The sequence below is a fragment of the Dielma fastidiosa genome, assembly GCF_003475485.1.
Lineage (GTDB): Bacteria > Bacillota_I > Bacilli_A > Erysipelotrichales > Erysipelotrichaceae > Dielma > Dielma fastidiosa.
Genome location: NZ_QRQL01000011.1, coordinates 102965 through 122727 on the forward strand (window position 1 = coordinate 102965; position 19763 = coordinate 122727).

27 protein-coding genes and 1 tRNA gene are annotated in these 19763 nt (G+C 38.0%); 19 read left to right on the forward strand and 9 right to left on the reverse strand.

Annotation, left to right across the window (positions count from 1 at the left end):
* Positions 1 to 2 precede the first annotated feature (2 nt).
* The 5 genes from DWZ33_RS16625 to DWZ33_RS16645 all read left to right on the forward strand — a co-directional run bounded on the left by DWZ33_RS16625 (position 3) and on the right by DWZ33_RS16645 (position 2182).
* A complete protein-coding gene (locus DWZ33_RS16625) occupies positions 3 to 377 on the forward strand; it encodes a hypothetical protein (protein WP_118456042.1) in 375 nt (124 codons plus the stop codon).
* A 19-nt stretch (positions 378 to 396) separates the two neighbouring features.
* Positions 397 to 561, forward strand: coding sequence for a hypothetical protein (locus tag DWZ33_RS18080; protein WP_182425819.1), 165 nt, complete (start codon positions 397 to 399; stop codon positions 559 to 561).
* Between the two features lie 245 nt (positions 562 to 806).
* Positions 807 to 1154, forward strand: coding sequence for a phage holin, LLH family (locus tag DWZ33_RS16635; RefSeq protein ID WP_220452462.1), 348 nt, complete (start codon positions 807 to 809; stop codon positions 1152 to 1154).
* Positions 1155 to 1295: 141 nt separating this feature from the next.
* Complete coding sequence (locus tag DWZ33_RS18185; RefSeq protein WP_220452463.1) at positions 1296 to 1451, forward strand: hypothetical protein; 156 nt, start codon at positions 1296 to 1298, stop codon at positions 1449 to 1451.
* An 8-nt stretch (positions 1452 to 1459) separates the two neighbouring features.
* Positions 1460 to 2182, forward strand: a complete 723-nt coding sequence (locus tag DWZ33_RS16645) for a C40 family peptidase (protein ID WP_118456048.1) — start codon at positions 1460 to 1462, stop codon at positions 2180 to 2182.
* A 39-nt stretch (positions 2183 to 2221) separates the two neighbouring features.
* On the opposite strand, the gene DWZ33_RS16650 is transcribed toward DWZ33_RS16645, so the two are convergent.
* The 3 genes from DWZ33_RS16650 to DWZ33_RS18470 all read right to left on the reverse strand — a co-directional run bounded on the left by DWZ33_RS16650 (position 2222) and on the right by DWZ33_RS18470 (position 3025).
* Positions 2222 to 2449 (reverse strand): hypothetical protein, encoded by a 228-nt coding sequence (locus tag DWZ33_RS16650; RefSeq protein ID WP_118456050.1) that lies wholly within the window; start codon positions 2447 to 2449, stop codon positions 2222 to 2224.
* Positions 2450 to 2487: 38 nt separating this feature from the next.
* Entirely contained in the window at positions 2488 to 2691 is a 204-nt protein-coding gene (locus DWZ33_RS16655; RefSeq protein WP_118456052.1) for a hypothetical protein, read from the reverse strand.
* 211 nt (positions 2692 to 2902) lie between these two features.
* A complete protein-coding gene (locus DWZ33_RS18470) occupies positions 2903 to 3025 on the reverse strand; it encodes a hypothetical protein (RefSeq protein WP_276330541.1) in 123 nt (40 codons plus the stop codon).
* Between the two features lie 119 nt (positions 3026 to 3144).
* On the opposite strand from DWZ33_RS18470, the gene DWZ33_RS16660 reads away from it, so the two are divergent.
* Complete coding sequence (locus DWZ33_RS16660) at positions 3145 to 3597, forward strand: ImmA/IrrE family metallo-endopeptidase (protein ID WP_118456054.1); 453 nt, start codon at positions 3145 to 3147, stop codon at positions 3595 to 3597.
* Between the two features lie 17 nt (positions 3598 to 3614).
* Here DWZ33_RS16660 and DWZ33_RS16665 read toward each other — a convergent pair whose 3' ends face one another.
* The gene (locus DWZ33_RS16665; RefSeq protein ID WP_118456056.1) at positions 3615 to 3860 is read right to left on the reverse strand and encodes a helix-turn-helix domain-containing protein; all 246 of its coding nucleotides are present in this window, start codon (positions 3858 to 3860) and stop codon (positions 3615 to 3617) included.
* Positions 3861 to 3971: 111 nt separating this feature from the next.
* On the opposite strand from DWZ33_RS16665, the gene DWZ33_RS16670 reads away from it, so the two are divergent.
* Complete coding sequence (locus DWZ33_RS16670; RefSeq protein ID WP_118456058.1) at positions 3972 to 4187, forward strand: hypothetical protein; 216 nt, start codon at positions 3972 to 3974, stop codon at positions 4185 to 4187.
* An 84-nt stretch (positions 4188 to 4271) separates the two neighbouring features.
* On the opposite strand, the gene DWZ33_RS16675 is transcribed toward DWZ33_RS16670, so the two are convergent.
* The 3 genes from DWZ33_RS16675 to DWZ33_RS16685 are packed head-to-tail and all read right to left on the reverse strand — an operon-like array spanning position 4272 to position 5152.
* Positions 4272 to 4553 carry a hypothetical protein gene (locus tag DWZ33_RS16675; RefSeq protein WP_118456060.1) on the reverse strand — a complete coding sequence of 94 codons (282 nt, stop codon included), beginning with the start codon at positions 4551 to 4553 and terminating at the stop codon, positions 4272 to 4274.
* On the reverse strand, positions 4540 to 4938 hold the full coding sequence (locus DWZ33_RS16680; RefSeq protein ID WP_118456061.1) for a helix-turn-helix domain-containing protein: 399 nt from the start codon (positions 4936 to 4938) through the stop codon (positions 4540 to 4542). The genes DWZ33_RS16675 and DWZ33_RS16680 overlap by 14 nt, the downstream gene beginning before the upstream one ends.
* A 1-nt stretch (position 4939) precedes the next feature.
* Positions 4940 to 5152, reverse strand: coding sequence for a hypothetical protein (locus DWZ33_RS16685; RefSeq protein ID WP_118456063.1), 213 nt, complete (start codon positions 5150 to 5152; stop codon positions 4940 to 4942).
* 343 nt (positions 5153 to 5495) lie between these two features.
* On the opposite strand from DWZ33_RS16685, the gene DWZ33_RS18085 reads away from it, so the two are divergent.
* Together DWZ33_RS18085 and DWZ33_RS16695 are read left to right on the forward strand one after the other, a co-directional pair.
* Positions 5496 to 5660 carry a hypothetical protein gene (locus tag DWZ33_RS18085; protein ID WP_182425821.1) on the forward strand — a complete coding sequence of 55 codons (165 nt, stop codon included), beginning with the start codon at positions 5496 to 5498 and terminating at the stop codon, positions 5658 to 5660.
* A 748-nt stretch (positions 5661 to 6408) separates the two neighbouring features.
* Positions 6409 to 6738 (forward strand): hypothetical protein, encoded by a 330-nt coding sequence (locus DWZ33_RS16695; protein ID WP_118456067.1) that lies wholly within the window; start codon positions 6409 to 6411, stop codon positions 6736 to 6738.
* A gap of 14 nt (positions 6739 to 6752) precedes the next feature.
* On the opposite strand, the gene DWZ33_RS16700 is transcribed toward DWZ33_RS16695, so the two are convergent.
* Positions 6753 to 8225, reverse strand: coding sequence for a BglG family transcription antiterminator (locus DWZ33_RS16700; RefSeq protein WP_118456068.1), 1473 nt, complete (start codon positions 8223 to 8225; stop codon positions 6753 to 6755).
* Positions 8226 to 8357: 132 nt separating this feature from the next.
* Between DWZ33_RS16700 and DWZ33_RS16705 the strand changes: the two genes are divergently transcribed.
* From DWZ33_RS16705 to pfkB, 3 genes are all read left to right on the forward strand, one after another.
* Positions 8358 to 9818 (forward strand): glycoside hydrolase family 1 protein, encoded by a 1461-nt coding sequence (locus tag DWZ33_RS16705; RefSeq protein WP_022938908.1) that lies wholly within the window; start codon positions 8358 to 8360, stop codon positions 9816 to 9818.
* Between the two features lie 18 nt (positions 9819 to 9836).
* Positions 9837 to 11234, forward strand: a complete 1398-nt coding sequence (locus DWZ33_RS16710) for a PTS transporter subunit EIIC (protein WP_118456070.1) — start codon at positions 9837 to 9839, stop codon at positions 11232 to 11234.
* Positions 11235 to 11386: 152 nt separating this feature from the next.
* On the forward strand, positions 11387 to 12340 hold the full coding sequence (pfkB, locus tag DWZ33_RS16715) for a 1-phosphofructokinase (RefSeq protein WP_118456072.1): 954 nt from the start codon (positions 11387 to 11389) through the stop codon (positions 12338 to 12340).
* Here pfkB and DWZ33_RS16720 read toward each other — a convergent pair.
* Positions 12314 to 12592 carry a helix-turn-helix transcriptional regulator gene (locus tag DWZ33_RS16720; RefSeq protein ID WP_022938911.1) on the reverse strand — a complete coding sequence of 93 codons (279 nt, stop codon included), beginning with the start codon at positions 12590 to 12592 and terminating at the stop codon, positions 12314 to 12316. The two genes, pfkB and DWZ33_RS16720, sit on opposite strands and share 27 nt — an antisense overlap.
* Positions 12593 to 12851: 259 nt before the next feature.
* On the opposite strand from DWZ33_RS16720, the gene DWZ33_RS16725 reads away from it, so the two are divergent.
* From DWZ33_RS16725 to DWZ33_RS16755, 7 genes are all read left to right on the forward strand, one after another.
* Entirely contained in the window at positions 12852 to 14945 is a 2094-nt protein-coding gene (locus tag DWZ33_RS16725; protein ID WP_118456074.1) for an EAL domain-containing response regulator, read from the forward strand.
* Between the two features lie 102 nt (positions 14946 to 15047).
* The gene (locus tag DWZ33_RS16730; protein WP_022938913.1) at positions 15048 to 15782 is read left to right on the forward strand and encodes a nitroreductase family protein; all 735 of its coding nucleotides are present in this window, start codon (positions 15048 to 15050) and stop codon (positions 15780 to 15782) included.
* A complete protein-coding gene (locus tag DWZ33_RS16735; protein ID WP_244925889.1) occupies positions 15775 to 16329 on the forward strand; it encodes a DNA-3-methyladenine glycosylase I in 555 nt (184 codons plus the stop codon). The genes DWZ33_RS16730 and DWZ33_RS16735 overlap by 8 nt, the downstream gene beginning before the upstream one ends.
* A 144-nt stretch (positions 16330 to 16473) precedes the next feature.
* Entirely contained in the window at positions 16474 to 17343 is an 870-nt protein-coding gene (locus DWZ33_RS16740) for a helix-turn-helix domain-containing protein (protein ID WP_022938915.1), read from the forward strand.
* Positions 17336 to 19084, forward strand: a complete 1749-nt coding sequence (locus DWZ33_RS16745; RefSeq protein WP_182425823.1) for an ABC transporter ATP-binding protein — start codon at positions 17336 to 17338, stop codon at positions 19082 to 19084. The genes DWZ33_RS16740 and DWZ33_RS16745 overlap by 8 nt, the downstream gene beginning before the upstream one ends.
* 129 nt (positions 19085 to 19213) lie before the next feature.
* A tRNA-His gene (locus DWZ33_RS16750) sits at positions 19214 to 19289 on the forward strand.
* A gap of 270 nt (positions 19290 to 19559) precedes the next feature.
* Positions 19560 to 19763 (forward strand): hypothetical protein (locus tag DWZ33_RS16755; RefSeq protein ID WP_147352903.1); only part of this gene is annotated, 204 nt, incomplete at its 3' end.

Here is a 19763-nt window from a genome sequence, read left to right on the forward strand (position 1 = left end):
AAATGTTAGAAAAATTAGATGGCTATGATGTAACGGCGGCCGAGTTGGCTGTTTTTCTTGCTGACTTGACAATTCCTGATTTTAACGTAGACGTGCTAAAGAACGGAGATTTATACGAAGTGTACTGCAACGGTACGCTTTTATATTTTTCAGAATTAGAAATTTACATTGATGAAGAGCGGCAACGGCTTGAGGATAACTGGCTAATTGAGCAGGCACAGATCCATTTTGCAGATAAAAAGATTGTGCCGGTAAAACAACCGGAACGCTTACCAGAATTAACAGATGGGGAGTTATTAAGACAAACCTATGAATTGATTTTAGAATCGAATATCAACAGCGAATATATCGCAAGCCTCATTGAATTAGGAATATAAAGAAAGGAAAATAGAAAAAATGACAACGTATGAATTATTGGAAAGAACAATTAATAATAAAAAAGCATCTGGAACGTTAACAGCGGTTTACATCGCAAGCACTAAGAAAAAGATGGATGTGTTTTTGGTGGCTGACCGTTTATCTGAAGACGAATATAACGCATTGCTGCAACTGATGGAGTAACCTAATGCCATTGCACTATGTACCGGGTAAAAAAATTCAGACAAGTAAGTTAATTACTTGCTTCCTTCTTTCGATTTGGACAGTTACATGGATTTATGGACTGATCCAAACAGAAAAAGACATAAATATGTTACCGTCGCTTTATGAGTATGTGCAGGGCTGCTTGGTAGCCGTTTTGCCATATTTCTTTTTATCAGCAACGGATCGAATGGTATACATCGCACAAGCAAAATATGGAGGTAAAAATGATGGAATATCTAATTAATAATTGGTTTATGTTTGTAGCACTCTTAGCAGTGCTTTTTATTTGCTTTTTAGCTATCAGAAAGTGGCTAGGTAAGCCATCCGCCGAACAGATAGCCAACGTTAAGGAATGGCTGTTATTGGCGGTCACAGAGGCAGAGAAACAACTAGGAGGCGGCACAGGGCAGCTTAAACTAAGATTTGTTTATGATTGGGCCGTTGAGCGATTCTCATGGGTTTCCGTGATTCCATTTGACACATTCGCTGGCTGGGTAGACGAAGCACTGGCCGAAATGAAAAAGCAACTTGAAGTTAACAATGCAGTGAAAGCGTATGTAGAGGGTGAATAAACAATGAAAGATTTTTTAATGACAACGTACACGATTGTGCTACCGGTCCTGATGGGGTATATCGTATGGCTCTTAAAAGAACAAAAAAGGACTAGAGACGCTAATAGCGCTGGCACCCTATGCCTTTTGAGAGACAAGTTGATGTACTACCACGACAAATACGTCGAAAAAAAATCTATCCCACCGTATGCGTTTGAGAATTGGGAAAAGATGTATAAGGCTTATAAAGACTTGGGCGGCAATGGTATGATCGTCGGTATGGATACTGAGATTAGAAAATTACCGATTGAATATTAGGAGGGAAAATGAAGACATCAAAAGATTTAGTTGAATATGTAAAAAAGAAAGCCGCTGAACCTAAGACTATCTATGTCTTGGGTTCTTTCGGCCAAATTTTAACAACAGCATTTTTAAATCAAAAATGCCGGCAACTTGCTTGGAACGAGCAGAACAGGCATATTCTTCAGCAATATGTTGATCAGGGCTATCAGGCATTTGACTGCTGCGGACTTATCAAGGCTTTCTTATGGGATGATAATCCTGCAAAGTACAATGTCGCAGAGGATGAAAACGAGGCTACTATGCTTGCTAGGGCAAAGGTTAAGGGTAAGATTGAAACTATGCGTGAACGTGCCGGCATCCTTGTTTTCATGCCAGGACACGTTGGTGTATATATCGGTGCCGGCGAGGTAGTCGAATGTACGCCGTCTGAAGCACTAGGCGGATGGGGTGTACTAACCACTAAGCTACATGGCCGGGGCTGGACGGATTGGGCGGAATATGCCCGCATCAGCTACGATAAGCCGGCTGGCTGGCAGCAAGTTGAAGGCTGCTGGTTTTACTATTTAGATGGCGCAATGCTTAAGGGCTGGCGCTGGCTGCCTGTGTCAAACGGCTCTGATGTTTGGGGTTGGTTTTATTTCAACCCTGCTAACGGCATCATGCAGGCAAATAAATGGGTACGCTTCACAGATGGAAAAGAATATGAATTAGGAAAGAATGGTAAATGGACTGGCAATCATAAATAATTAAAGGCTTACTCTCAATTAAGAGGGTAAGCCGTTTTTTTATTCTGCTTCAACTATGTTATCTTCAATCATGATATCGATTTCTTTATCATTCATTTCTTCAATTTCTTCAACATTATTGTAAATGTTTACAATGTAAATGGCATTATCATTATAATCGTATCCAACAGCATATTCTCCATCAGATTTAGCGATTCTAACGTTTTCCATTTTTTCCATGCGATACAATACTCTTTCCATTGCTTCATCTATACGTTTGTTTGTCATTTTCTTTCCTCCTGTGTCATTGCACTTGTTTCTGATTTTCATTCTTTATTATCTGGTGATATAGGGCGTTGCATAAGTACATTTATTATGCGCTCACAGGCGTTTGAACCTAATCTGCGATCTTCTCCTGCCATAAAAGCGTAGTAGTTGGATGAACTTATTTCCATATCACGCAGCAACTCTTTCATGGCCACATATGCCGATAATCTTTTTAATTCATTACGATATTCTTCTTTGGTCATTTTTTTACCTCATACTTTTTAGTGTTATTATATTAATGACGATAGCTAGTAAAGCAATAATACTGGTGGCAACACCAAGCGCGGATGATCGATTAGCTGAAGCCAAAATGATGATACATACAATTGTTGTGATAATAATAATGTTTTTGTTTGTTTTCATAGCGTTCATTTATGGTATAATATAAATACCCCCCAAGAGGGGTAAGAGGAATTACTTCCTCTTCTTACGCTTTTTGCGTTTTTTCTTTTCCTTGTTTGATTTATAACTTAATATTGCTGTGGCCAAACAGATGATTGAAGTTACAATATCAAGCAAGGTTTTTATATTATCCATTGCCTTTCCTCCTTTACATTTATATTATACACCCAAAAGGGTGTACTGTCAACTGTAAATAGGCATTTTTTCACATTGACATAAAGTTTTTTAAACATATAATTAAAACAGGTGATTTTATGAACGAAACAATGGTATTAATAAAAGGGTTATCTGATTTATTAGGAATAAAAGCGCCAACTGTAAGTTATGATGAAAGCAAGTTTCTCACTAAGACACAACTTGCAGGCGTTGATTTGGATAAAAATATACTATATATAAAAGCAAAATATGATGTTAAATTTGATGGATATTTCGCCATTTGTCACGAACTAAGACATATTTGGCAATATAAAAATGTGTTATGGCAAAAGGAACTCAACACTAGAAGAAGAAACGATCAAACAGATATTGAATATTATAATAACCAAATATCAGAGTTAGATGCCAACGCTTTTGCAACTTTCTTTATGATGTACCAATTTAGAGTCAAGCCGTTGTTTAAAAATCTTGATCCAAAAACAAAAGAAAAAATTTTAAAACGTGCAAAAGAAATCGAAACAGAATATAAAAAAAGAGGCTCACTCTCTTAATTGAGAGCGAGCCATATTTATTTGTCTTTTGCTGGCGGAATGAACTCTAGTATGTCACTGATTTGACAGTCAAGGACTGTGCATAATCTAGCCAAGACATCTGCATCAAACCTTGTCACATTATTATCTAAATACGCTTTTAGTTGTGAGCGTTGCATCTGAGCAGCAAATGCAAGCTGCCGGTTACTGATACCTCTTGCATCTACAATGTCTTTTAGTTTAATCTTAATTGATCCATATTGTACATTAAAAAAGTCATCCATAACCGCAACCTCCATTTGATTAAGTAAATTGTACTATTAGTATGGTTGACAAAATAGAGATAATAAGCGAGTATTAATAGTAAGAATAACTAATTACTCATGGAGGGACTTATGCAGTATTTTAAAGATTTATCTAAAGAGGGCAAGTTTGAGCGATTAACGCAGGTAATGAATATGGTGGATGTACCCGATGATTTTAATTATCTATATGAATATTATAAATGCTATGATCAAAACGAACTATTTCTATACGATATGCGCGAAATGCTGCTCTGCAGCTGGCGTTGGGTTAATTTGCCGGCACAGGTTAAGTTTTTACTCTTATAGCTTTCGATAAATAAAAAAGGCTCACTCTCTTAATTAGAGTAAGCCGTTTTTTGTTGATTTTAAATAAGTTGGTAAACCACTGTTTTAAAAATCTGTCATACCAAAAAGGCGATAAAGATCAATCATTTCTTGGTCATAATCATCAATATCCTCTTCACGCAAGAAATCATTGCCGTATCCATGCTGACCAAGCCACTGATTTCCTTCGTACTTGTTAAGAGCATCAGCAGCAGCTTGTGCGTCTTCTTTATTGTCCCAATAATAAAATGCGCAGATTCCATCGTTCGTTATATATGCACCATACCCTTCGTCGTACTGCCCAATCGTATAGCGCTCATCTTGTTTTATTACTTTATAATTTTTCATGTTTTTCTCCTTTTTGTTTTCGATCGTAGGCATCTTGTTTCACATCCTTATTTAACATCTCTAAAAACAGAGCATAGCTAAATAGTACCTTTGTGTACATGGATGGTTCTCTCTCTTTGCTTTCCCATTTTTCATACGTTCTCTTGCTTATTCCATATTTGATTTCTAAATTTGATACTGATAATCCTGTTAATTTTCTTAGTTCGGAAAAGTTCATGTTTGCTATTCGAAACGTAGTTGATAATATATCTAGTATTTGATTGTCTGTATAATCTTTCATCCACCATTCTTGATACCAAAGTTCAGCAATGTATAGTTCTGCATCATTGTGATCCAATGCTTCTTTATATAATGATAGGAAAGTTGAATAAGGAACATAAAGCATTTTAGTTCACCCCTAACTGAAGTGCTTCTTCAACAGCCTTACGACCTGCTAACTTGATTGCTTCAGTTTTAGTCATAAGTTCTCTTTCACGAAAATCGTATTCTTCAGTTCTAAGCCATCTTTGCGCTTTTTCATTATCATTAAATACATATACAACATGTTTCCAAGCGCCAAACCCATACTTACTGCTGACACCATAAATGTTTCTTTTCATGAGATTTCCTCCTATCTCTTTACACCTATATTATATACCCTTATGGGGTATAATTCAACATAATATTTATTGTTTTCTTAAATAATTGCAAGGTAGAAAACATAAATTTAATACTGAAACACTTGCAAAATATATTTAATATGATATTATTTGGATAGAGATTAAGTCTCCGCCGAAGTTGGAAGGCTTTGTGGATTGAAATAATTACTTTGTTAAAGAATTATTTTAGTATAAAAAGACATCAGAAATGATGTTTTTTTATGTTCTAAAATTATATCATTTGTGGTATTCGACATTTAATTATTGATTACAATGCTATACTAAATAAAAAGGGTGGGATACTATGAATAAGGATATTTTTGATTTTTTGGAAATATGTGAATTGGAATTGGTAAATCAACTTTGCAAAAATTGCAAAGAATTAACACTAGAGCAAATCGAATGTATCGCTGAAGAATATAGAAACGAAGTAGATAAACAACTAAAAGAAAGAGGTATGATAGTTTGATAACATTCATAGACTTTATGGATAAGCAAAAGTTGTATTATAATAAGACTCTGTTTTCATCAGATCAAATGTATCGCTGCAAGATCATTAATCAGCATTTAAGAAAATTTAAAGTATATTGCAACAGATATCCTCAAATGCCAAATGATATAAAAAGATATGAGGATGAAGTATGGGAATATGAATATAAGAATGGTATAAAGAAGAGCTGAATACTCATTTATGCTGGAAGATTAATTGTTATCACATAAAATTATCGTTAAATCTGTTTTGGATGCGTGATTTCAAATTTACATAAAATACCAATTTTATATTTCATACAAAGTATTTTATGTTTATTGCTATCTTTGATAATGAAAAAGTTCTTATCTAATTATAATATAGCTTATGGTTACGAGGTAATTGTATATTTAACGCTATATTCTTAATTATAAAAATGGTAAATTATGTAAATAAAAAATGTATCAAATGTGTTACAATTGATATGTAAAAGGTTATTATGAGATTAAAGTTGGGTGCTTAAAAGAACGAGATTTCATTAGTCTCGTTTTTTCTTTCCCCATTGTAAATAATCGCTCCTTTTGTAAACCCTTTTTATTTGCAACATTGAATACGCACTTGTCCTGATTGTTACGATCATCGCTACGGGAATGATTGCATTTGCTGGAACATTCCGCAATACGATGCAGGATACAATTACGGAGCAATGGGATAATATGACCGGTATCTATGAAACAGGAGATTAACGATGAAAGGCGCCTTTGAATTTGGATTTATCATGTTATTTTCCTTGCCGATGATTGTCTTTGGTATAGGCTTTGTGGAAATTATGATGAACTACAACCAAGCCCGCTATCTGCAGAATTATACGATAATGCAGATTGAACATCAGAATCGCTTAGATGATTCTGTATACGCGCTGATTGAAGAGGGCAAGCGGTATTGTGATCAATGCGATGTGCGGATCATAAATATCAATGAGCGCTATCGGGTAACCGTCACTTTTCCCATTCGTTTGCCGATTATCAATTATGAAGCAAAGGGAATGACATCTACTTTAACACAAATTATAAAATGAGAGGGGACACCCTCTCATTTTGATTCAATACACCTTGAGGAAGGCACATGGTTCCTGATATAAGCGAAGATTTTCATAGTATCATCCATCGTTAATACAGGACTGATATGAAGTATGTCATAGCCTTGCAGAGAAGCTTCTCTTGAAGTGGCTAATATTAAATCAATCTGATCATGATTCGTTGCTGCCGCTGCTCTGTAAAGCGGATAAATACCCGATATCGTTAAAAGCTGTCCAAAATATAAATTTAATTCAGTTTTTAACAGTTCAGTCAAGCTGGTACTGAGATCAGTCAAAATAATTATATTTAATTTTTTTATATTACCGTCAAGGATAACTGACAGCCGGGCGGTTAATGAGTTTAATTCATTTTCTGTAAGCAGTTTGTCAGTGTATTTTTTGATAATTGGATTCATCAAGGAAGCAACCTGATAAGCAAAGGGATGAGTTAATTTCAAATTGATCAAGTCATTAAATTCAGAATGGGTAACCGTTGTATGATAATAAATCATCGCCGATAAATGCTCAGTTAATGGCTGCTGCTGATGCAGCTGTAAACCAAAGCTTAAAAGAGCGGCTTCATAAAACTCATCAATAATTTTATTTGTCAGCACATCGATTGCTTCTTCGTTTGTATTTATTGCATTATATCTTCTTTTTTTAGCAACCAGTTGATTTAGATATTGCTTATCATATTCGGAAAATTTTAATTTTAAGAGTCTTTCAATATCATCAAAAGGCAGATCGATGCTTGCTGAAGAATCCACGGCTGCTTCAATGTTTTTTTGCTGAATCCTGTTTCGATATGCGCTGATCAATAATTCATTGGTTATAATCATGAGACTCTTATTGGTCAGCATGATTTTTATTTGCGTCAAATAGGACATGAGAATCTGGTAAAGCGTTTCAAAATTATGCAGCTCATCATAATTCTCAACAATATACCGATTAATATAAGTGCCTTCCAATTCATAAAAAAGGAGAATGATTGAAGAATATAAGTTTCTTTTAGCATATTCAGAACCAAGAATCTGCAATCCTTTCTTTGCTGATATCGATAGCTGCAACCCTTTTGATGCCATAACAATTTCTTCTATATGCTTAATAGTATTTGAAATGGTCGTCTTTGAAACAAAGAATAAATCAGCCAATAAACCCATACTCGTATATTCGTAATCATGCTCTAAAAGATAAAAACAAATCGCAATTTCTCTTTGATTCTGATTGGCAGGAATCAAATCATTCTTTGATTCTTTAATATAATTAATAAATGCTGTCTTATCATTCTCTTCAATCCAATAGCCCTTGCTTGGGTTTGAGTAAATCTGTAAATTTTCTTGATGAAAAAATGTATTGATCGTTGCAATATCCTGCCGCAGAGTTCTGGTAGTTGTATTGATGCGCTGAGAAATCTCTGAACCATGCAGCGGTTTTGAATGACTTAACAAGAGCTGAATAAGGCTTTTTTGACGCTGATTAATTTGCATTGGCACACCTCGGTATAATATAAATGACTATTAACTTTTATGCCTCAAGAAGAGGAAAAGGATTGAATGGACTGAAATAATTATACCATTTATACTTTAATCGTGGAACAAGAAACCATTAGGAGGTATTGTATGAAGGAATTTCCAAAAGATTTTTTATGGGGCGGTGCTACGGCTGCCTGTCAGTGCGAGGGAGCATGGAATGAAGGCGGAAAAGGCTTAACATTAGGGGATATGAAGCCTTACAGACCTTTTTTAAAGCGAACGGATCTGCATGAGCAAAGAACGGTAAGTATGGAAATGCTAAGGGAAGCGCATGCGGAAAAGGGGACTGGACTATACCCAAAACGTTACGGCATTGACTTCTATCATCGCTATAAGGAAGATATCAAACTATTTGCTGAACTTGGATTGAAAAGCTTCCGCATGTCAATCTCTTGGCCGCGGATCTTCCCGCGGGGTATTGAGGAAGTGCCAAATGAAGAGGGTTTGAAATTTTATGATGATGTATTCAGTGAATTAGAAAAATATGGCATTGAGCCAATGGTGACAATGAATCATTATGATACACCACTTTATTTGATTGAACATAAGGATGGCTGGAAAACACCGGAAATCTTGATTTATTGGGAACGCTATGTGCGCACTATTTTAAAAAGATATAAGGGCAGAGTAAAATACTGGCTGCCATTTAATGAAATAAATGCAACCATTTTTATCCCTTATATGGGGGCTGGCTTATTCCCGGATGTTGAAAAAGAAAATTTTAAACAAAGCTGTTATCAATGTGTTCATTATCAATTAGTCGCTAATGCGATAGCTAAAAAATGTGCCAAGGAAATCGATCCAAATGCGCAGATCGGCTGTATGATTGCCCGCTTTACCACTTATCCTGCTACTTGTAAGCCAGAGGATGTCATGCAGACAGTGCTGGATGAGAATTATGAAAATTATTATTATACAGATACATTGCTGTTAGGTAAAATACCAGCTTATATGGATCGCTTTTATGAGGAAAATAATCTTAATATTAAAATATCTGATGAGGATAGAAAAATATTAAGTGAAAATACCAGTGATTGGGTTGCATACAGCTATTATATGTCATTGGTAACGAGTGCCAACACAGATGAATTAGAAAAGACAAATTCTAATCTGATCATTGCCGGTAAAAATCCATATCTGGAAGCCAGTGAATGGGGCTGGCAGAAAGATCCGATTGGTCTGCGTTATTCGCTGAATCAGATGTGGGATCGTTATCATAAGCCGATCTTTATTTTGGAAAATGGTTTGGGAGCAGTTGATAAACTGGAAGCTGATCATTCCATTCACGATCCTTATCGCATTGATTATTTAAAATCGCATATTCAGCAAATGCTGGAAGCTGTTAAAGACGGTGTAGATGTAAAGGGATATTATATCTGGGGCATTATTGATTTGATTTCATCTGGAACCCATGAAATGAGCAAACGATATGGCGTGATTTATGTGGATCAGGATGATTATGGAAAAGGCACATTGGCTAGATATAAAAAAGATTCTTTTGCTTGGTATCAAAAATGTATTGCATCGAATGGCATGGATTTGGAATAGAATCAGGAGGTACTCAGCATGAGTTCAAATAAAAAATTAGCAGAACAAATATTAAAAAATGTTGGCGGAAAAGAAAATATATCAAATTTTCTGCATTGCGCTACAAGGCTTCGGTTTAACCTAATTGACTTTGATAAAGTAAATAAGGATGAAATTGAAAGCTTAAGCGGCGTATGGGGAACCAATGTCAACAGCGGTCAGCTTCAGGTTATTATTGGCCAGACTGTTACTGAGGTATATGATGAAATATGCGCTTTAGCCGGACTGGAGAAAAATGAAGGGATTGATGAAAAATTAGATGATTTAAAAGCTAAAAAGAAATTTTCAATCAATGCTTTATTTGATGTATTATCCAGCTGCTTTAATCCAATTATTCCTGCGTTTGCCGGTGCCGGTATCTTAAAGGGTCTGCTTACCTTGCTTACTACATATGGTATTATGGGAAATGAGACAGGTCTTTATCTGATGCTGAATGCAGCCAGTGATGCGACTTTCTATTTCCTTCCGTTTTTGCTGGCAGTAACCGCGGCTAAAAAGTTTAAAACCGATATGACGATGGCTGTGGTGCTGGCGGGTATTTATATGTATCCTACGATTATAGCCGGGGCTGGCAGCAGTGTTGAAATCTTTGGCATCCATGTGACATTGGTTAAATATTCATCGACAGTTATTCCGATTCTGCTGTCTGTATGGATCATGAGTTATGTGTATCGATTTATCTATGCACATACGGTCTCCTTTCTGAGAGTCGTTGTCGTTCCAATCGTGACCTTGCTGGTTATGGCTCCGCTGAGTCTGATGATTCTTGGACCATTGGGTTATTATGCCGGTATTGGGGTTGGTGAATGCTTTAAATGGCTCTTTAATGTAGCGCCGTGGCTGGGCGGCTTAATTGATGGCGCTACCCGACCTTTCGTTATTCTGACGGGGATGCATATGGCTATGACACCTATCAAGTTAGGCAACCTAAGCACATTGGGTTATGATATGCTGGCACCGGTTGATTGTGTCGCAACCATGGCAGCAGCCGGTATGTGCTTCGGCGTATTTTTAAGAGCTAAAAAGGCTGAAAATAAATCATCAACCTTCTCCGCTTTTATCTCCGCCTTTATCGGTATTACTGAGCCCGCTTTATACGGCGTTGCTTTCAGATTTAAAAAACCGCTGCTGGCATGTATCATCGGCGGTGGAATATCCGGTGCTTTTGTTGCTATGAAGCAGGCTAAAGCGATTACTTATGCTATGCCGGCGATTATCTCCCTCCCGGCATATACCGGATCAATCCCGGTAATGCTGATTGGACTGGCTATTTCATTTGTAGCATCTGCTGGCTGTGCCTATGCGTTAGGTCTTGATGAAAATATCAAGAAAGATCAGCGGGCGGCAGAAGCAGAAAAAAAGGCAATTAATTTTTAAATTATCATAAGAGTACATTTCCCTTTTAGATGAGCGGAAGGGTACTCTTTTTTTTCGATGAAGATACCGCTGTCGAATAAAGTATCAGCCTGAGCCTGACTTTTGTGTTACACTAAAGAAAAGCACCCGTCTGTGGTGAAAGGAGGCAACTGATGATCTATACGATAACTTTAAATCCATCCTTAGATTATGTAATGATGGTTAATGAATTAAAAAACGGTGAAACTAACCGCTCACAGGCAGAAAAGATTTATCCTGGCGGCAAGGGCTTTAACGTATCCAGAATTTTAAATGAATTTGGCATCGCCAATAAAGCCATCGGATTGGCTGCTGGTTTCAGCGGTTTGGAAATTGACCGCCTGCTGAATGAAAAAGGGATCGATCATGAATTAATATTTATGGCTGAAGGTTTTTCACGCATTAATATTAAATTGAAAGGCAGTGAAGAGACGGAAATCAACGGTGCCGGTCCGAAGGCGGATGCGATGGTTATCAAGCGTTTAAAACAAATTCTTGATACGATGAATGAAGATGATACGGCTGCGCTGTGCGGCAGTCTTTGTCAGGGCATTGACAGTTCAACATTTGCTTCGATTTTATCATTATTGAGATCAAAAGGGGTTCGTCTGATCGTTGACATGAGCAATGAAGCACTGCTTAACAGTCTGGCATATGAACCATGGCTTATTAAACCCAACCTCAGTGAGCTGTGTGAGCTTTGGAAAAGGCCGATCCATAGCCTCAATGAGCTGCGTGACGCGATGATGTTCTGCAGTCAGCGGAAGGCTCAAAATGTATTGGTGTCATTAGGCAAAGACGGAGCGGTTTTGCTAGATGAACAGCAGCGTCTGTATTACTGCAGCGCACCGGCGGGAGAAGTGAAAAACAGTGTCGGTGCCGGTGATTCGATGCTTGCTGGCTTCTTAACTGCCTATATGCAGAGTAAATCCTATGAAAAAGCACTGCGGATGGGGGTGGCATGCGGCAGTGCGACAGCGTTTAATGATGATCTTGCGAAATTGAAACAGATCATGTCATATTATGAGGGTCTGAATGTACGAAGCTTAAATGCTGATGAATCAAGGCTTGCTGAAATAGTTGAGTAACTTAAAGATTAATTCCTTTTCGTCATCCTGAAGATTAGTAATGTTGATCAGTAATTCATCACTCATATCTAAAATATAATCCGTAGATGTGTTAAACAGCAGAGCTAATTCGACAATATACTGAGTTGACGGTACGCTGATGCCCATTTCCCATGCATTGATGGCCGATCTTGTCAGACTTAGTTTACGGGCTAAGTCACTTTGTGTCATGTCATTTTTCTCACGCAATTCCTTGATTCGATCGGCGATCATAGTATCAACTCCTATATCTTTGATATTACACTTTCTTGATAGGTAATACATTATCACTAATGATTAATTAAAATTGACACCGCCTTTTAATATGCTACAATATTAATGTTAGTATGTGTTATTTTGCTTTTATCAAACATATTTAAAAGTGAAGCCACATAAAAATTCATAAAACCTGGGAAGTGAAAAGAGAGAGCGGGCATAAGGATGATAAAGCTAAAAAGGTTAAGTTCCACTTTCTTTAGGAAGGCGGCATTATATGGTATCTAAAGCAACGTTATTATTAATTGAGCCGCAGACTGATCAGTCTCAGTCTTTGACAGCTTTGCTTGATGAAGCATATCAGGTGATCAGCGCGGTTGATGAACAGCAGGCTATTTCATTACTGAAAGCCAATGCTGACACGGTTTCAGTCATTTTAATGGCTGATCTTTCGTGCGAACGCTCCAAGCGCCTGTTTAATTATTTAAAAGTAAAAGAAGCGGATCAGCGCCTGCCGATCCTTGTAATTGGCAGTCAGCTGGAAGATGAGGTCTGCGCGCTAAGGCAGGGCGCATGGGATTTTATAGCCAAGCCTTATCAGAATCAAGTCTTGCTGCTGCGCATTAAAAATGCCGTCGAACGATCTCAGCTGACCGCATTCAGGCAACTAAGATATTTAGCGGAATATGATAGTCTTACCGGTATCTATAATAAAATTAAATTTTTTGAGGTGACTAAACAGATGATTGAAGCAGACAGTGAGCAGCTGTATGCTTTTGTGCGCTTTGATATTGATCGCTTTCAATTAATTAATTCATTTTTCGGCACTGATGAAGGTGACCGCCTGCTGTGTTATATTGCGAATAGAATTCAAGTATTTGCCAGTCAGCTTGCCGCCTGCTCCTATGGCCGCATGGAATCTGATATCTTCTGTATCTGTTTGCCTTATGCTGATTTGAATAAAACCAATCTTGTTGAACTGATCCGCAATTATCTTTATGAATATAATACAGATTATGATATTGTACCTTCAATGGGCATCTATCTAATTCAGGATCGTTCTTTATCGGTTGAGTCAATGTATAACCGGGCGGCTTTAGCTGCCAAGCAATGCAAAGGAAGCTATGTTAAATGCTTTGCCTATTATAATGAAAGCTTAAGTGTCGCTTTAGCGCGTGAACAGGAAATCATCAATGAGATGAATACAGCGTTAGAAAACCATCAATTTATCATTTATCTGCAGCCTAAGATTGATATTCAAAATGGCAAGCCATGCGGGGCTGAAGCGCTGACTCGATGGAATCATCCTAAGCGCGGTATTATGGCGCCCAATGATTTTATCGGCATCTTTGAACAAAACGGGTTTATCACCAAGCTTGATTTTTATATATGGGAACAAGTCTGCATCTTATTGAGAAAGTGGCTGGATAATGGTTATCAGCCATATCCGATTTCAGTCAATATTTCACGGGTTGATTTATATAATCCTAAATTGGTCGATATGATTCTTGAATTAATTCGTAAATATCAGATTGTGCCTGAATTGCTGAATCTGGAATTGACCGAGAGCGCCTACACGGATAATCCAATCATGCTGAGTGAGACGATTGAGCGTCTTCAAAAGCATGGCTTTACGATCATGATGGATGATTTTGGCAGCGGCTATTCATCGCTGAATATTTTAAAGGATATGGATGTTGATATTTTGAAAATCGATATGCGCTTCTTATCAAAAACTAAAATTGCCGGCCGCGGTGAAAATATTATCGCTTCGGTGATTCGAATGTCCAAATGGCTTAATATTCCAGTTATTGCCGAAGGGGTAGAGACGATGGAACAGGTTGCGTTTTTACGCAGTGTAGGCTGTGACTATGTGCAGGGCTATTATTATGAAAAACCAATTCCTGTTGAATATTATGAGACTAAATATCTGCCGCAGGGACATTATCAAATACATAGCTTTGACAGTTATCGTGAGAGTAAGCATATTTATGATGAGCTGTTTTTAAATGATCCGCAGATTAAAAAGCTCTTTAATTCAAGCAATGAGGCGGCGGTTATTTATGAATTTGCGGAAGATAAAGTAGAATTGATCCGGGTTAACGCGAGTTATTATAATTTGCTTGGCTATGAGGATCAGGCATTAAAAGCACCGGATATGCTTCAGCTAGTGGCCGCATCGGATCAAGAGGCGATGATTGAGCTATTCAGAAACGCGATTCATGATAAAACCAGTAAGGCAATTGATTATACCTATCTGCCTGCTGAGGGCAAGCGGCTTTGTCTGCATCTGGTTCTGCGTTATGTAACGGAAATTTCCGGCAAATATATCTTAATGGGCAGGCTGTCAATGGCTCAGCAGCAAGCTTAATGCAATGAAGAATACTGATGATTTATGCGTATCAGGAATAAACCTGTGATATACTAAAACCAAGACCATGATTTTGATGATGGCTGAAAGTGAGTGAATAGGATGGAGAATAAACAGCTGTTAAGAGCGATAAAAATGCGTCATTCAAGAAGATCCTTTCAGGATAAAATGATTCCAGCCGATATGCTGGTGAGTGCTATTGATCAGATTAATGAAACGGCAGGTCTGCATATTCAGCTGCTTTTAAATAATCCGGAGGCATTTGATTCTTTAAAGAAGAGCTATGGCATGTTCCGCGGTGTTCGTCATCTCATCGCCCTAGTGGGTTCAAGTGATGATCCTTATCTTTATGAGAAGCTGGGTTATTATGGTGAGATGCTGGTGCTGAGAGCAACGGCTTCCAATCTTGCCACATGCTGGGTGGGCGGTACTTATTCTAAGAATGACTGCCGGTGTCAGCTGCTGCCGCATGAGGAGCTGGTGGCGGTAATTGCCGTTGGTTATGGAGAAGAAACAATATCAATGAAAGAGAAAGTCATTACTTCAGTGATTCATCGCCGGCATAAAACATATGCTCAGTGTACAAAGCTGGAAGGCACACCGCCTGAGTGGTTCAAATATGGTGTTGAGGCGGCTTTGCTGGCACCTTCTGCATTAAATGCCCAGCCAGTCATCTTTACATGGAAGGCATCAACGGCATATGCTTCTATTCCTGAAAAACGTAAAATTGAACAGGTAGATCTCGGCATAGCAAAATATCACTTTGAGCTTGGCGCTGGCTGCGGAGAATTTGGTTGGGGCAATCACGCCGGTTTTACGGTGAATGATAATGTGTGAACCATGCAGCCGCTGCCGCTGGGCAAATGATAAAGAAGGGATTCTGCGTGCTTATCACGATCATGAATGGGGTGTTCCATCACATGATGACGCGCATTTATATGAACTGCTGATCCTGGAATCCTTTCAGGCCGGTTTATCATGGGCTATCGTTTTGAAAAAGCGTGAGGCATTCAGAGAAGCGTTAGATGGCTTTGACTGCACGAAGATTGCTGCCTATGATGAGACAAAGCTGAATGAGCTGATGAGTAATCCGCGGCTGATTCGCAATCGCCGCAAGTTTAACGCGATGATCGCCAATAGTCAGGTGTTCTTGCAGATTCAAGCGGAATATGGCAGCTTTGACGCGTATATCTGGAGTTTTACCAAGGGTCAGGTGATTAAAAATACTGATGATCAAATACCGGTAACCTCACCGCTTTCTGATATGATTTCCAAAGACCTGATCCGCCGCGGCATGAAATTCATGGGCAGCATTACAGTTTATTCTTATTTAGGGGCGATTGGGATCATCGATGATCATGAACTGAACTGTTTTAAATATTAGCTTGAAGACTCATTTTGAGTCTTTTTTTCTTGATGATTGATTTATTAAACTAATGGTTGATTTTTATGGTGAAATAGTTGGTTGTATTCAACCGATAGAAGACCTATAATTAAATTATCAATTGATATATTCAGGAGCGCGCTGATGAAAAAAACAAATTTAGGTGAAACAATTTATAAATTAAGAAAACAAAGAGGAATTACTCAGGAAGAATTGGGCCGGGCAGTAAATGTCAGTACGCAGGCGGTTTCTAAATGGGAACATGGCGGCAGTCCGGATGCGGAAATGCTGCCGCTGCTTGCCGATTATTTTCATGTCAGTATCGATTCGCTTTATGGCCGCAGCGAGACGGCTGCCCGTAATATATTTGACGATGTACTGATCGATTTAATTAATAAATCAAAAGAAGAACGTTTTGAACATGCCTTTCAAATATGCTGGGCGATGATCCGCGGTTTAGTCGGTATTGATCTTGTGAAAAATATTTATTATGATAACCTGCCGCAGCTGCCCAAGGAGTCTGAAATGTTTATGAAATCACTGATCAGCTTGGATGAGGGAGTGGCATACATGCTTTTGAAAAAGGAATTTCATTATTTCATGCTGTTCCCTGAGCCCAAGGGCGGTTTTAATCAGGAGCTGGCTGACGCCGCAGACTATACTGAACTATTCAGCTTCCTTGCGAAACCTGATACGGTTAAGATTCTGCTGTTCATTTTTGCGAATAAAGCGCAGAGCTTTACAGCTTCACTGATTGTCTCAAGACTGAAGATCGAAGAAGCGGCAGTGCTGATGATTTTAGATGAAATGACAGATCGCAGCTGGCTCTATCGCACAGAAATAGAGACTGAGGACAAACTGCTGATTTCTTATCAGCTGAGCGGCGATAATCAGATCCTGCCATTTTTAATTATTGCCAAGGCATTGATAGACAGTCAAACGAATCTCTACTATATGAACCTGAATGATCGTCATCTTCCCTTGTTTTCTGGAAAAGGAAGAAAAAATGAATGAATCAATGAATATCAAACAACAATTTAATAAGCATAATAAGTTAAATCTGACAGCGGCTGTATGCCTGACAATCATCCAATCCTTTCTGTCAATCGCGTTAGCGTTCATATTGAAGGCATTGATGGAAATTGCCGGCGGCGGTACACTGTCTGAGCTGGTTAGACTCTTGGTAATCTGTATCGTTTATCTGCTTATCTATCTGCTGATAACCCAACTGGCTAATAGTTTTACTAACCGATATATCCAAAAAGCGCTGATTCAGTTTAAAGAAACATGCTTTGAGCGCTATTTAAAGAAAAGTATTACAGCTTTTCAGCAAGCGGATGAGGGAACTTATATCTCCTCACTGACCAATGATATTAATTCTATTGAGACGAATTATTTGAGTGCCCGAATCAGTTTTTTTACTCATTTGTCTTTATTGATCAGCGGTATTGCGGCAATGCTTTATTTAAACTGGAAACTGGCCTTATGTGTTTTATTTGCTTGTTTTCTGCCTTTTCTGATTTCTATAATTTTTGGCAGTCAGCTTGCTGAAAAGGAAAAAAATATCTCTGAGGGCAACAGCGCTTTTACTTCTTTAGTTAAAAATTTATTCGGCGGTTTTTCCATTATTAAGAGTTTTCAGTCTGAAAAGGAAATTCAGACATTATTCAATCAGCGAAATCAATCGCTTGAAACGGATAAAAAACAACGCCGCGGTTTAAATTATTTTATCCAAGTTCTTTCTATGCTTGCCTCATCAATCATTAATTTTCTTGTTTTTGGTTATGGCGCGTATCTGTCCATTCAGGGTGAAATTTCAGCTGCAGCTGTGATTGCTTTTATTCAGCTGCTTAATTATGTTATCGCACCGCTTCAGCAGCTGCCTATTTTATACAGCGGTTATCAAGCAGGTGCGGCACTGATTGAACGGCTGCAGACTTTGATGGCCTGTGAGCCGGATACTAAGCATGATGAGCTTACGGCCTTTAATGAGGCAATTCGAGTTGAAAACCTAACCTTTGGTTATACGGATCAGCCGATACTTAAAGGTATTAATTTTACTTTTAAGAAGAATAAACGCTATGCCATTGTCGGCAGCAGCGGCAGCGGCAAATCAACTCTGCTGAATCTTTTAATGGGCTATATAGACGCCGCCAGCGGCAAATCAACTCTGCTGAATCTTTTAATGGGCTATATAGACGCCGCCAGCGGCAATATTTATTATGATGATCAGCCGCTTAATCGGATCAGTTCAGCCTCGTTATCTGCGTGTTTATCATTGATTCAGCAGAATGTGTTTATTTTTGATGATACACTGCATGCTAATATTTCAATGTATAAGGATTTTGATAAAGATGAATTGGAAAAAGTGATTGCAATCAGCGGCTTAGCAGAAGTTTCAAAAGAGAAGGGGATGGCATATCGATGCGGTGAAAACGGCAAAAACTTGTCCGGCGGTGAACGTCAGCGGGTAGCGATTGCCCGTGCATTGCTGAGAAATACGCCGATTCTGTTTGTTGATGAGGCAACCTCAGCCTTAGATAACGCAACAGCGCAAAAGGTTGAGGAAGCTATTTTATCAATCCAGAATCAGACATGTATCTGTGTGACACATCGGCTTCAGGCAGAAACACTTGCGCAGTTTGATGAAATATTAGTTATGCATCATGGAACGCTGTGTGAGAGCGGCACCTTTGATGAATTGCTTGATCGTAAGCAGGTTTTCTATTCATTATATAAGCTGTCAGCGGCTTAGCCGATCGTTATTAATTCAGTGTTTTCTTGATCTTATATGGAATCCACGAAAATGTTTATAAAGTTTCAAAAAAAGGCTTTACAAATTAGTTGCTTTTAGATATAATAATACTCGCTAAGCAACTATCTGGCGATTGTGGTGAAGCGGTTAACACAGCGGGTTGTGGTCCCGTCATGCGTGGGTTCGAATCCCATCAGTCGCCCCATTTAATGAAACAAGCGGTACTCATTATGAGTTATCGCTTTTTTTGTTATATAGGAAATTTCATTTTCAAGCATCAAAGTACCGATATCTCATTATGAAGAGGTATCTAAAAAATAATAAAAACAGATGAAATCATCGTGTGAATATGGTATACTATAAGTAATAAAAAACAATCTATTTAATCATTAAATTTCATATAAGCATCACCTAGTTTCCTTTGTATCAATCGAATCTCAGTGGATGCTTTTTTGTTCAAGGGGGGGGAACATCAATGAAGTGTCTATCTTATTCAAATCGCTTTTATTATAAAGAGTTATCAGAAGAGGATGCGAATTGTATTAAGAAGGATTTGATCCTGTATAATTCTATGCTTCATACAGCTTATAAGAAACTCTATTTAACTTGTTTTCATGGTTTCAAAGAAGCTGTCTCTTTAGAAAAACAGTTAAAAGCAAGATATGGTACGAATGATTAC

Excerpts from the sequence above, each read along its gene's own strand:
- DWZ33_RS16625 (WP_118456042.1), top strand. The coding sequence starts at position 3 with ATGTTAGAAAAATTAGATGGCTATGATGTAACGGCGGCCGAGTTGGCT.
- DWZ33_RS18080 (WP_182425819.1), top strand. The coding sequence starts at position 397 with ATGACAACGTATGAATTATTGGAAAGAACAATTAATAATAAAAAAGCA.
- DWZ33_RS16635 (WP_220452462.1), top strand. The coding sequence starts at position 807 with ATGATGGAATATCTAATTAATAATTGGTTTATGTTTGTAGCACTCTTA.
- DWZ33_RS18185 (WP_220452463.1), top strand. The coding sequence starts at position 1,296 with ATGTACTACCACGACAAATACGTCGAAAAAAAATCTATCCCACCGTAT.
- DWZ33_RS16645 (WP_118456048.1), top strand. The coding sequence starts at position 1,460 with ATGAAGACATCAAAAGATTTAGTTGAATATGTAAAAAAGAAAGCCGCT.
- DWZ33_RS16650 (WP_118456050.1), bottom strand. The coding sequence starts at position 2,449 with ATGACAAACAAACGTATAGATGAAGCAATGGAAAGAGTATTGTATCGC.
- DWZ33_RS16655 (WP_118456052.1), bottom strand. The coding sequence starts at position 2,691 with ATGACCAAAGAAGAATATCGTAATGAATTAAAAAGATTATCGGCATAT.
- DWZ33_RS18470 (WP_276330541.1), bottom strand. The coding sequence starts at position 3,025 with ATGGATAATATAAAAACCTTGCTTGATATTGTAACTTCAATCATCTGT.
- DWZ33_RS16660 (WP_118456054.1), top strand. The coding sequence starts at position 3,145 with ATGAACGAAACAATGGTATTAATAAAAGGGTTATCTGATTTATTAGGA.
- DWZ33_RS16665 (WP_118456056.1), bottom strand. The coding sequence starts at position 3,860 with ATGGATGACTTTTTTAATGTACAATATGGATCAATTAAGATTAAACTA.
- DWZ33_RS16670 (WP_118456058.1), top strand. The coding sequence starts at position 3,972 with ATGCAGTATTTTAAAGATTTATCTAAAGAGGGCAAGTTTGAGCGATTA.
- DWZ33_RS16675 (WP_118456060.1), bottom strand. The coding sequence starts at position 4,553 with ATGAAAAATTATAAAGTAATAAAACAAGATGAGCGCTATACGATTGGG.
- DWZ33_RS16680 (WP_118456061.1), bottom strand. The coding sequence starts at position 4,938 with ATGCTTTATGTTCCTTATTCAACTTTCCTATCATTATATAAAGAAGCA.
- DWZ33_RS16685 (WP_118456063.1), bottom strand. The coding sequence starts at position 5,152 with ATGAAAAGAAACATTTATGGTGTCAGCAGTAAGTATGGGTTTGGCGCT.
- DWZ33_RS18085 (WP_182425821.1), top strand. The coding sequence starts at position 5,496 with ATGAATAAGGATATTTTTGATTTTTTGGAAATATGTGAATTGGAATTG.
- DWZ33_RS16695 (WP_118456067.1), top strand. The coding sequence starts at position 6,409 with ATGAAAGGCGCCTTTGAATTTGGATTTATCATGTTATTTTCCTTGCCG.
- DWZ33_RS16700 (WP_118456068.1), bottom strand. The coding sequence starts at position 8,225 with ATGCAAATTAATCAGCGTCAAAAAAGCCTTATTCAGCTCTTGTTAAGT.
- DWZ33_RS16705 (WP_022938908.1), top strand. The coding sequence starts at position 8,358 with ATGAAGGAATTTCCAAAAGATTTTTTATGGGGCGGTGCTACGGCTGCC.
- DWZ33_RS16710 (WP_118456070.1), top strand. The coding sequence starts at position 9,837 with ATGAGTTCAAATAAAAAATTAGCAGAACAAATATTAAAAAATGTTGGC.
- pfkB (WP_118456072.1), top strand. The coding sequence starts at position 11,387 with ATGATCTATACGATAACTTTAAATCCATCCTTAGATTATGTAATGATG.
- DWZ33_RS16720 (WP_022938911.1), bottom strand. The coding sequence starts at position 12,592 with ATGATCGCCGATCGAATCAAGGAATTGCGTGAGAAAAATGACATGACA.
- DWZ33_RS16725 (WP_118456074.1), top strand. The coding sequence starts at position 12,852 with ATGGTATCTAAAGCAACGTTATTATTAATTGAGCCGCAGACTGATCAG.
- DWZ33_RS16730 (WP_022938913.1), top strand. The coding sequence starts at position 15,048 with ATGGAGAATAAACAGCTGTTAAGAGCGATAAAAATGCGTCATTCAAGA.
- DWZ33_RS16735 (WP_244925889.1), top strand. The coding sequence starts at position 15,775 with ATGTGTGAACCATGCAGCCGCTGCCGCTGGGCAAATGATAAAGAAGGG.
- DWZ33_RS16740 (WP_022938915.1), top strand. The coding sequence starts at position 16,474 with ATGAAAAAAACAAATTTAGGTGAAACAATTTATAAATTAAGAAAACAA.
- DWZ33_RS16745 (WP_182425823.1), top strand. The coding sequence starts at position 17,336 with ATGAATGAATCAATGAATATCAAACAACAATTTAATAAGCATAATAAG.